The organism is Streptomyces sp. NPDC057137 (genome assembly GCF_042670825.1).
In the GTDB taxonomy this organism is placed as follows: Bacteria; Actinomycetota; Actinomycetes; order Streptomycetales; family Streptomycetaceae; genus Streptomyces.
In genome coordinates this window covers 1-9,969 of record NZ_JBHUUW010000123.1, presented here as the reverse complement: position 1 = coordinate 9,969, position 9,969 = coordinate 1, and the positions used below count along the sequence as shown (strand labels likewise).

Sequence of the window (9,969 nt, the reverse complement as noted above, 5' to 3'; positions counted from 1 at the left end):
ATTCCAGGAATCGCGCGCCGGGGCCGGCTGTCGGATCAGGTCTCGTACAGCATTCGCTGCGAGGCGTTGTTGTTGTACGTGCCGTTCAGATTGCCGTACCACTTGGCGGAACCCTGGTACCCGTAGCCCGGGAAGGAGTCCCAGGTGCCGCCCCAGCCGCTGTTGTAGTAGATGCGGACGACGTACGCCGAATAGTTGTAGGCGGACGCCGCGTTGTTCTTGAGGTAGGTGCCCTGGCCGTTCCGGCCGTCCAGCTCGAAGGAGTAGCGGGCGCAACCCTGGGACGAGCAGTTGGTCGGGTTGGCGTCGTAGTTGTGCACGTCACCGAATATGCAGCGCTTCGAGCCCGCGTTGTCCGAGTTGTAGTAGAGGCCCAGACCCTGGCCCGCGGTGCCGCACGTGACCTGCGTTCCGTCCGGCGGGAGCGCGCTGGCGGGCATGGCGCCGGCGAGCACGAACCCGCACGCGGCGACAGCCGCGATCAGCAGGGTTTTCAGTGATCTCAGAGACTTCATTTTCCCCTCCTCTTTGATGTCGGGAAGGAGACGCGGCACGCGGAACCGCATGCCCGCGCCCCTCCTCCCCCCTGTCCTGCCACGCGTCGAGCGACCTCGGGCAGGCACAACTGTGGTGTCCTCCGGTGCTTTCCTCACCGGAAGCGGGCGGCGCGGCGCCGCCGCGAGGGCTCCGTCACGTCGGGTACGGCCCCGGCGCCCGCGCCCGGCGTCTGGTCCCAGACCCGGATCTTGGCCGCGACCCGCCGCAGACGCGCGTCGCCCGGACGCGCCGTGAGGTAGAACAGGCCCTCGTACGGGCGCCGGTCCTCGCCGCCCCACCGCACGAGACCCTCGGTGTCGGCGACGATGTCCCGGATCGTCAGCTCCTGGCCCGCGGTGAACCCGCCCCCCACGCCGGGCGGGTAGAAGTCCGGCCGGATGACGACGGCGGTGCCCGACGCCTGGTTCGACTCGGGGAGGCGGCTGTCGCGGACCGCCGACGGCGCCAACCAGCCCTTGACGGGGTTCGGTTCGCCGGGCAGACCGAGGGCGTCGACCTCGTAGTGGAAGCGGCGGATCACATGGACCAGCACCGTTTCGGTGTCTCCCATGCGTACGGCGACTTTCAGGCCGGTGCCCGGCACGTCCCGGGTCACGATGTCGCCGCCGTCGTCGACGGCCTTCTGCATCTCCCACCGGTTGGCGGAGGGCCGACCGGTGAGCAGCCGGCGCTGCCGGGCCTTGACGCGGCGCAGCGCCTCCTTGAGTTCGTCGTTGCCGACGGGCGGGGCCGGTGCGGCGGCGGCCGGGGTCGCGAGGAGGCCGGTGGAGGCGAGGCTCGCGGCGGTGGTGACGCCGGCCGCGGCGGTGAGAGCGTGTCTGCGGGTCATGTCGATGGAGCTCAACAGGTCAGCCTTTCTTCTCCGCTGCCGAGCGCCGCTGGCGGTGGAGTACGCCGGAGACCAGGGCGCAGCCGAGCGCGAGCAGCAGCAGGACAGCGAGGGACGGGTTGATGGAGTCGGGGATGACGACGGTGTAGTCATGGCCGTTCGCGGCCTCGCACACGAGACGCAGCGGGATGAAGTCGCCCCTGCGGCCGACCAGGGCCGGTGTTCCCTCGGGGCGCTGTCGCTCGCACTCCTCGGCCTGCTCCTGGTCCTCCAGGAACAGGACGTGGAGACACCCCCAGAGGTAGAGGGCGAGCGTCATGGCGACAGCCGCCAGCGACATGTCCCGCCACACGGCGGACGCGGTGCGCCGGAGCCGGGCCCGCCGGGAGAACCGTGAGAGCAGATACACGGTGAGCCCCAGCACGGTCGTCGCGCCCGAGATCAGGACGGCGAACAGCACCGCGAAGTCGTGCCCCTGCCAAGGGCCGGAAGCCGTGACCATGAGTGCTCAGGACTCCCGGACGATCCGGTTGTACTTCTCGAAGATCGCGTAGAGCGGCATCCGAAGCTGCGCGTCGGATTCCGCCTCGCCACCGAAGCCCTGATAGCGGCGGAGGATCTCGAAGGTCTCCGTGTCGGTGTAGTCGAGGTCCGGGAGGCGGATCGGTGTCTCGGCGTGGTCGCCCGCCTTGCCGTCGGCCGCCCACATGTGCAGGTGCGGGACGGTGCTCAGGTTGAAGACGTTGTCCTGGTTGACCTTCTGCCACATCGCCCAACGGTCGCCGTCGGCGGTCGAGTCGAGGATCGTGCCCTCCAGGCGCCCCGCGCGGATCGAGTTGTTGCGCGACAGGATGCACGTACGTCCCGAGACCTTGGCGACGCCCGTGCTGGAGTCGACCAGCTTGCTGACGCCCGGAAGGTCCTTGCCCCAGTCCGGTATGGAACCCGTGTGGTAGAGGACCACACCGGCGTCCTCCACCACGTCCTTGTAGCTGTAGTGGCAGAACTCCCAGAAGGCCGAGGTCTGGATGAGGGCCTTGCGCATGCGGTACCTGCGGGCCGCCGACGTGATCATGGCGTCGTAGTTCATGATCGTTTCGAAGCACTCCTGCCGGCTGTAGACGTACCCCGTGCTGCCGGGCCGGCCGATCGACTCCATGTACTCCTCGAGGTCCGTCAGCAGGGCCAGCAGGTAGGAGGGGTGGATACCGATGTCGAGCTTCTGCGCCGGAGCGGTGTGGAAGTCGCCCTGGGCGGTGTCCCGTCCGGACGCGATGTTGTTGTCGATCTCGATCCGGCCGTCACCCGAGCCGACCGCCTTGGTGACGATCTGGTCGTAGGCCCAGTTCTCCGGCATCGCATAGCCGAGATTGCCGGAGAAGCCGGACGACATGTCGGACACGAAGCTGGCGTCCGCGTAACCCTCCGCGGAGACCCTGGAGCACGCGTTGCGCGGGCCGTACACCCCGATCTTGTACGGGTTGCCCAGCTGTGCCATCTCCTCCTTGATCTTCTGGAAGTACGGCAGGATGTGGGAGGTGACCTCGTCGTTCACCGCGTCGTAGTCGACCGCGAAGTAGATGCGTGAGTCCTGCTTGAAGCCGTGTTCCTCCGCCTTGAACGCGGCGTTCCGGCAGTCCGCGAAACCCTGATCGGGGCTGTAGTAGTCGACCGAGCGCGCCCATGTCTGGTAGATCGGGAAGCAGCGCAGCCCGTACTCCTTGATGGTGGCCAGCTCGCCGGGCTGGATCTCCTTCTCCGGCAGATCGGTGGTGGAGGGGTTGTACAGGTAGCGGCCGATGTACTTGTAGCCGGCGGCCTTCAGGGCCTGCGCACGGGCGGGAGTCACCTTCGTGACGCCGTCGCACGCCTCACCCTGGCGGGTCTGGTCGCCGTAGGACACCAGCAGGGAGGACCAGGTCCGGAAGTCCCCCTGCCCGTTGACGGCCAGTTTCATGAACGACTGGAAGGTGCTGACGCTGCCGGCCAGCGAGGAGGTGAACGAGGACGAGAAGGACACCGGGCGCTTGTTGAGCACCATGGCGGCGGTGAAGAGCTGCACCCACACCCCGGACGAGCCGGTGGACAGGGTGTGTTCCTTCAGACCGGCCTGAGTGCCGGGGCCGAACGCCCCGTTCGCGACACCGTCGGCCATGCCGATCTCGTACTGGACGGCCAGGAGCATCGACTTGGCGACGTCGCGGGAGTGGTGACCGTCGCAGGGGATGACGTAGTAGTCCTTGCGCAGGACGTAACGGCCGTTGAGCCACTGCTGGATGGAGCGGACGCTGTCCGAGCCGCCGTTGACGGTGACGTACGCGTCCATGTTGAACAGGCCCTTGACCGCCTTGGGCCACAGGGAACTGTCCGGGTAGACGGTGTCCACGCCCATGTTCTGGTGGAGCTTCACCACCGCGGCCTTGACGCGGGAGTTGTACGTGCCGTCGAGGTCACCGCCGTCGTAGCCCTTGCAGTACAGGGCGGACTGGATGATCCGGCAGAAGTTCGCCGACGGGATCGTGGTCTCGTCGAGCTTGCCGTACTTCTCCCCGATGGCGGCCAGCGTGGCCGGGCCGAAGCTGTCGGACAGGGAGCTGATGCCCATCTCGTACTGCAGGGCACGGGTGAGGGCGTACATGACGGTCCAGCCGGTCTGGCCGTTCTCGTTCAGCTTGGATATGCCGAGGGTGGCGCCGTTCCCGTAGGTGGTGTTGATGAATCTCTGGGCGAGACGGACCATTTCGTCAGCCATCGAGTTCCTGATTCGTGAGAGGGCGCACCGGATCAGCTCATGGGTGAGCGGTCGGTGGCCTGTTTCGGGCAGGGGATCGCGCACGACCGGGTACGGACGCGGGCGGATGTCCGGCGAGGAGTCGCCGGTCGGACGGTGTGCGGGAGTAGGTGCGCGCGGATCAGCGGCGCCCGGCCCGTTACGGCCGGGTTCGGGCCCGGGTTCAGACGGAGGCGAACATCCCGGACGGTCGAATCAGGGCTTCGGGGCCGGTCTCCGGGAAGGCGGAGGAGGCCTGGAAGCCGGCCGGCTCAGGTGTGTCCGCGGAAACGGTGGCAGGCCGGCGGCCGTGCGTCGCACGGTGGTTCACGGCGTGTGCGGATTGTTCGGCGTCGCTGACCTGCATCACGAGAAGTCCCCCCTGGATCCTGGCTGTTGCTCTTCCGCGAGGGTCCCTCCCCAGGGCCCGTCGCGACGAGCAGAAACCTAAGCCAGGCGGGGCGTCGGCGAGAAGCCTCTTTCAACGGCGCGGCCACATCGGGCGGTTGCCGGAAGTGACCGAAAGTGATGGGCAGTGTCGGAATGCTCAACCTATGTGCAGGAATTTCACCGCACCTGCACTCTCTCGCAACTTCTTCACTTATGGCGAGGGCGGCGCGTGGAGTATCGGTCACGAGTTCGATGAATGGTCTGTACCTTTGACGTGCTTCGTTCAACTCCGCCGCACCCGGACCCCCCAAGGCGACCGGGTCGTCGAAGATCACCGCCGAGGCGTCCTGCCGTGGGAGCCGTTCAACCGTGCTGGTCAGTGGCCGTGCGAGTACATGTTTACGGGCCCACTTGAGCGCAGAGTCATCGCCGGGCATATGCATGTGGCCTTGATCACAGTCGTCCCGCAGCCGCCGCGAGGGCCCGGCGCTCCACGCGCGCCGCGCGCGTCCCGAACAGCGTCACGGAGACCACACCGAGCACCGCGAGCAGTCCGAGCGCCACCGTCGCGCCCCAGCCACCCGTGTGGAACGCCACGGCGCCCAGCGTGCCGCCGGCGCTGCTGCCCAGGTAGTACGCGCTCTGGTAGAGCGCCGACGCCTGCGCGCGGCCCGTCTTCGCCGTCCGGCTCACCGCCGACGAGGCGACCGCGTGGCCGGCGAAGAAGCCCGCCGTGATCAGGACCAGGCCGAGCAGTACGGCGCCGAGCGAATCCGCCAGCGACAGCAGCAGACCCGCCGCCGTCGTCCCGACCGCCAGATACAGCGCGCCGCGCCGGCCCAGCCGGGCCACCAGCTTCCCGGCCGCCGCCGAGGAGACCGTACCGACGAGATAGACCAGGAAGATCGAACCGATGACGCCCTGCGGGAGGTTGAACGGCGCCTCCACGAGCCGGAATCCGATCGCCGTGTAGACCGCGCCGAACACGGTCATGAAGAGCGCGCCGATCGCGTACAGCCTGCGCAGCAGCGGGTCGGCCAGATGAGCGCCGACCGTCTTCGCCAGCGAGCGCGGAGTCAGCGTCCCCGGGTGGAAGTTGCGGGCCTTGGGGAGCAGTACGCGGAAGACCACGGCGCACACCAGGGCGATCAGCCCGACCGCCGCGAGCGCGGCCCGCCAGCCCCACAGCTGGCTGATCCAGCCGGCCACGATGCGCCCGCTCATGCCGCCGATGCTGTTGCCCGCGACGAACAGCCCGATCGCACCGACCAGCGCCTTGGGCCGTACCTCCTCCGCGAGATACGCCATCGCGGAGGCGGGCAGCCCGGCCAGCGCCGCGCCCTGGACCGCGCGCAGCGCGATCAGCCACTCCAGGTTCGGCGCGAACGGTACGAGCAGGCCGACGATCACCGCGACCGTCAGCGAGACGGTCATCAGCGTGCGCCGTCCGAAGCGCTCGGACAGCGCGCTGAGCGGCAGGACGAACAGCGCCAGCGCGCCCGTCGCGGCCGACACCGTCCAACTGGCCTGTCCCGCCGTCACACCGAGGTCGGCGGTGATGGCGGGCAGCAGCGCCTGCGTCGAGTAGAGCAGCGCGAAGGCCGCGACCCCGGCGGCGAAGAGACCGAAGCTCATACGGCGGTAGCCGGGGCGGCCGGGGGTCAGGGGTTCGACGGGCGGAGACGGTACGGACGCGGAGGCGGAGGTGAGGGCGAGGGCACCCGTGGTGACGGGCGCCTCTGTACTGACGTGGGGCATACGAGGAACGTAACGACGCCGATCTCATGCGTCCAATGCATGGAATCGTCATAATCGTTCCCATGGAGCATCAACGCAGGCCCAGGCCCCGGCTGTCATCAAGCAGTTACGTACAAGACACCGCACCGTCGAACCCGGCACCCACCGCCGAGCTCGACCCCGAGTCCTGGTCCGCGCTGCTGGCCCCCCGCCTCGCCCAGTTCGCCGGCGTCGCGCGCCACGAACACGTCACCCGCGCCGCGCAGGACATGAACGTCCCGCAGTCCACGCTCTCGCGCGCGATGGTCCGCCTCGAACAGGACCTGGGCGTGGCCCTGTTCGCCCGCAAGGGCCGTACCGTCTCGCTCACCCCGGCCGGCCGCGCCTTCCTCACCTCAGTAGAAGGCGCGCTCGCCGAGGTGGAGAGGGCGGCCGAATCCGTACGGGCCGACGCCGACCCCGCGTCGGGCAAGGTCGCCTTCGGCTTTCTGCACACGATGGGCTCCGAGACCGTCCCCGAACTGATCCGCGCCTTCCGCGCCGACCACCCCCGCGTCCGCTTCCAGCTCGTCCAGAACTACGGCGAGGCGATGCTGGAACGCCTCCGCGCGGGCGAGCTGGACCTCTGCCTCACCTCCCCGATCCCCGAGGCCCCCGACCTGGTGGCCCGCCGCCTGGACGAACAGCGGCTGCGCCTCGTCGTCCCCGACGACCACCGCCTCGCCGGCCGCAGACGTATCCGCCTCGCCGAGGCGGCCGACGAGACGTTCGTGACCCTCGAACCGGGCTACGGGCTGCGCCGCATCACCGACGACCTCTGCGAGGCCGCCGGGTTCCGGCCCCGCGTCGCCTTCGAGGGCGAGGAGGCCGAGACCCTGCGCGGCCTGGTCGCGGCGGGCCTCGGCGTCGCGCTGCTGCCGCCCCCGGCGGTGGCCCGCCCCGGCGTCGTGGAGCTGACGGTCACCGCGCCCCGCGCCGTACGCGAGGTCGGCGTCGCCTGGCTCGACGGCCACCCCGACACCCCGCCGGTGGCGGCCTTCAAGCGCTTCCTGCTCTCCCGCCGGGGCCATCTGCTCCCCGACTGAGGCCAGTTGGCGTCGCTACGGCCGCAGGGACCGCCCGAAGCCCGCCGCGAGCGGCATCCGCAGCCCCAGCGGCGGCGGCGCGGCCAGCGCGTCGGCGACGGGCCGCGAGTACGTACGGGAGAGCAGCGCGCCCAGCACGAAGTCCACCGCCAGCGCGAGGACTTCACCGTGATGCTGGCGCAGCGCGTGCCCGTCGGAGTGGACCTCGAAGCGGCAGGTGTGCCGGTTCGCCTTCCTGGCGCGCTCCGCCAGCCGGAGGGACAACTCGGGGTCGCTGCGCTCGTCGTTGGTGCCGTGCACGATCAGCACCTCCCGGCCCGACAGCTGGGTCACCGGCTCCGGCTCCACCCCCGCCGCCCCGTCCGGCAGCCAAGGGGCCATCGCCAGCACCGAGTTGACGGCCGGGTGCCCGGCGGCCCGCAGGGCGGCGCGTCCGCCCATGCCGTGCCCGGCCAGACAGACCGGCACGTCGCCGTAGCGCCGTACGACCTCCTCCACCGCCCACCCGGCGTCGGCCGAGAGCTGAGCGTCGGCGCCGTTCCAGCCGCGCGAGCGGTAGCGCACCATGTGCACCAGCAGCCCCTCGCCCGCGCCCGCGCGGGCCAGCGTCCGCGCCAGCGGCAGCATCGACGCGTAGGCGACGGTGGAGGGCCCACGTGCGGATATGGGTTCGCCCGGCGGCAGCACGAGAACCACCCCGCCCACCTCCGGTGGAGAGGCCGGTGCGGAGACCGCCCGCCCCAGCCGTGCCTGTGACTCCGTACGACGCCCACGCACCCCCGTGCCACGCCCCGGCGTGCGCCCGCCGGGGCCGGGAACTGCCCGCTGTCCCATAGCAGAACAGTCTCAGAAGGTGAGGTGTACGCCACCCGTACGCACGGTCACTGTTACGTATCGGCGAGGGGTGCTCTACGCGCGTAGGCGGTAGGGTGCGGAGATGACGAGCCAGACCTACCGACCGCCTACGGCCGACCAGATCCGCCGCGCCCCCAAGGTGCTCCTCCACGACCATCTCGACGGGGGCCTGCGCCCCGGGACGATCGTCGAACTCGCCCGTGAGACGGGCTACGAGGGCCTTCCCGAGACCGAGCCGGACAAGCTCGGCCTCTGGTTCCGCGAAGCGGCCGACTCGGGTTCGCTGGAGCGGTATCTGGAGACCTTCGCGCACACCTGCGCCGTCATGCAGACCCGCGACGCTCTCTTCCGGGTCGCCGCCGAGTGCGCCGAGGACCTGGCGGGGGACGGTGTCGTCTACGCGGAGGTGCGGTACGCCCCCGAGCAGCACCTGGAGGGCGGCCTCAGCCTCGAAGAGGTCGTGGAGGCCGTCAACGAGGGCTTCAAGGAGGGCGAGCGCCGCGCCCGCCGGGCCGGCTTCCGTATCCGCGTCGGCGCCCTGCTGACCGCGATGCGGCACGCGGCCCGCGCCCTGGAGATCGCCGAACTGGCCAACCGCTACCGGGACTCGGGCGTCGTCGGCTTCGACATCGCCGGCGCGGAGGCGGGCTTCCCGCCCACCCGCCACCTCGACGCGTTCGAGTTCCTGAAGCGCGAGAACAACCACTTCACCATCCACGCGGGCGAGGCCTTCGGCCTCCCGTCGATCTGGCAGGCCCTCCAGTGGTGCGGCGCCGACCGGCTCGGCCACGGCGTGCGCATCATCGACGACATCGAGGTCGCCGACGACGGCTCGGTGACACTGGGCCGGCTCGCCTCCTACGTACGCGACAAGCGCATCCCGCTGGAGCTGTGCCCCAGCTCCAACCTGCAGACCGGCGCCGCCGCGTCGATCGCCGAACACCCCATCGGCCTGCTGCGCAAGCTGCATTTCCGGGCGACCGTGAACACGGACAACCGGCTCATGAGCGGCACGAGCATGAGCCGTGAATTCGAGCTGCTGACCGAGGCGTTCGACTACACGCTCGACGACATGCAGTGGTTCTCGGTCAATGCGATGAAATCAGCATTCATTCCTTTCGATGAACGACTGGCCATGATCAACGACGTGATCAAGCCCGGATACGCCGAATTGAAATCCGAATGGCTGTTCACGCAAACCGCTACGACCAGCGAGTCTCTGGGCTGAGCAGGTCGATCACCGCTCCATGGAAGCGGGCCGGGACACGCCGTCCGGCCCGTTTCCGGGTGTTTGCGGGCAGTGTGCGGCGATGGCTAACTTGCAGGGCCGCTCATATTCCCCATTCCCCAAGGGACGTAACTCCTCATGAAGCAGTCCGCTGCCAAGACTCTCGGCGTCGCCGCCCTCGGTGCCGCTTTCGCCGCCACCGCCGCCGGTAGCGCATCCGCCGCCGCGCCCGCCGTTCCGGACGCCGGTGCCACCCTGGACAGCGTCACCAAGAACCTGCCGACGGAGTCCCTCACCAAGAACCTCCCCGACGGCACCGCCGAGGGCGTGACCGCGGCCCGCAGCGGCGTCGGCAGCGGCGTCGGTACGATCCAGCAGACCGCCCCCGTGGCCCTCTCCGCCCTCACGGCCGCCAACCCCCTCACGGGCCTGCTGGGCGGCCTCCCGGTCGGCACACTCGGCAAGTAGCCCTCCGCACGCACGACGGCGGGGCCCCACCCGGCAATCCGGGTGGGGC

The 9,969-nt window shown here is 69.8% G+C and carries 9 protein-coding genes; 3 read left to right on the top strand and 6 right to left on the bottom strand.

Annotated features, from left to right (window positions below; genetic code table 11):
* Nucleotides 1-35 precede the first annotated feature (35 nt).
* From ACFT9I_RS39615 to ACFT9I_RS39595, 5 genes are all read right to left on the bottom strand, one after another.
* Nucleotides 36-515: a hypothetical protein gene (locus ACFT9I_RS39615; protein WP_382572622.1), complete on the bottom strand. Its 480-nt coding sequence runs from the start codon at nt 513-515 to the stop codon at nt 36-38.
* A gap of 134 nt (nt 516-649) precedes the next feature.
* The gene (locus ACFT9I_RS39610; protein WP_382572623.1) at nt 650-1,387 is read right to left on the bottom strand and encodes a hypothetical protein; all 738 of its coding nucleotides are present in this window, start codon (nt 1,385-1,387) and stop codon (nt 650-652) included.
* Between the two features lie 19 nt (nt 1,388-1,406).
* Nucleotides 1,407-1,889, bottom strand: a complete 483-nt coding sequence (locus tag ACFT9I_RS39605; protein ID WP_382572619.1) for a hypothetical protein — start codon at nt 1,887-1,889, stop codon at nt 1,407-1,409.
* 6 nt (nt 1,890-1,895) lie between these two features.
* A complete protein-coding gene (locus tag ACFT9I_RS39600; protein WP_382572616.1) occupies nt 1,896-4,139 on the bottom strand; it encodes a glycoside hydrolase domain-containing protein in 2,244 nt (747 codons plus the stop codon).
* Nucleotides 4,140-5,000: 861 nt separating this feature from the next.
* Nucleotides 5,001-6,305 carry an MFS transporter gene (locus ACFT9I_RS39595; protein WP_382572614.1) on the bottom strand — a complete coding sequence of 435 codons (1,305 nt, stop codon included), beginning with the start codon at nt 6,303-6,305 and terminating at the stop codon, nt 5,001-5,003.
* Nucleotides 6,306-6,367: 62 nt separating this feature from the next.
* Here ACFT9I_RS39595 and ACFT9I_RS39590 point away from each other — a divergent pair, with 62 nt between their 5' ends.
* Nucleotides 6,368-7,369, top strand: coding sequence for a LysR family transcriptional regulator (locus tag ACFT9I_RS39590; RefSeq protein WP_382572611.1), 1,002 nt, complete (start codon nt 6,368-6,370; stop codon nt 7,367-7,369).
* A 15-nt stretch (nt 7,370-7,384) separates the two neighbouring features.
* Here the strand turns inward: ACFT9I_RS39590 and ACFT9I_RS39585 are convergent, their stop codons facing one another.
* Nucleotides 7,385-8,065, bottom strand: a complete 681-nt coding sequence (locus tag ACFT9I_RS39585) for an alpha/beta hydrolase (RefSeq protein WP_382572610.1) — start codon at nt 8,063-8,065, stop codon at nt 7,385-7,387.
* Nucleotides 8,066-8,306: 241 nt separating this feature from the next.
* Here ACFT9I_RS39585 and ACFT9I_RS39580 point away from each other — a divergent pair, with 241 nt between their 5' ends.
* Both ACFT9I_RS39580 and ACFT9I_RS39575 read left to right on the top strand, forming a co-directional pair.
* Nucleotides 8,307-9,452, top strand: coding sequence for an adenosine deaminase (locus ACFT9I_RS39580; RefSeq protein ID WP_382572607.1), 1,146 nt, complete (start codon nt 8,307-8,309; stop codon nt 9,450-9,452).
* 138 nt (nt 9,453-9,590) lie between these two features.
* Nucleotides 9,591-9,920, top strand: a complete 330-nt coding sequence (locus tag ACFT9I_RS39575; protein ID WP_382572605.1) for an ATP-binding protein — start codon at nt 9,591-9,593, stop codon at nt 9,918-9,920.
* Nucleotides 9,921-9,969 lie beyond the last annotated feature (49 nt).

Bases quoted from the DNA above. Each gene is read 5' to 3' on its own strand.
- ACFT9I_RS39615 (WP_382572622.1), bottom strand. From the start codon at position 515: ATGAAGTCTCTGAGATCACTGAAAACCCTGCTGATCGCGGCTGTCGCC.
- ACFT9I_RS39610 (WP_382572623.1), bottom strand. From the start codon at position 1,387: ATGACCCGCAGACACGCTCTCACCGCCGCGGCCGGCGTCACCACCGCC.
- ACFT9I_RS39605 (WP_382572619.1), bottom strand. From the start codon at position 1,889: ATGGTCACGGCTTCCGGCCCTTGGCAGGGGCACGACTTCGCGGTGCTG.
- ACFT9I_RS39600 (WP_382572616.1), bottom strand. From the start codon at position 4,139: ATGGCTGACGAAATGGTCCGTCTCGCCCAGAGATTCATCAACACCACC.
- ACFT9I_RS39595 (WP_382572614.1), bottom strand. From the start codon at position 6,305: ATGCCCCACGTCAGTACAGAGGCGCCCGTCACCACGGGTGCCCTCGCC.
- ACFT9I_RS39590 (WP_382572611.1), top strand. From the start codon at position 6,368: ATGGAGCATCAACGCAGGCCCAGGCCCCGGCTGTCATCAAGCAGTTAC.
- ACFT9I_RS39580 (WP_382572607.1), top strand. From the start codon at position 8,307: ATGACGAGCCAGACCTACCGACCGCCTACGGCCGACCAGATCCGCCGC.
- ACFT9I_RS39575 (WP_382572605.1), top strand. From the start codon at position 9,591: ATGAAGCAGTCCGCTGCCAAGACTCTCGGCGTCGCCGCCCTCGGTGCC.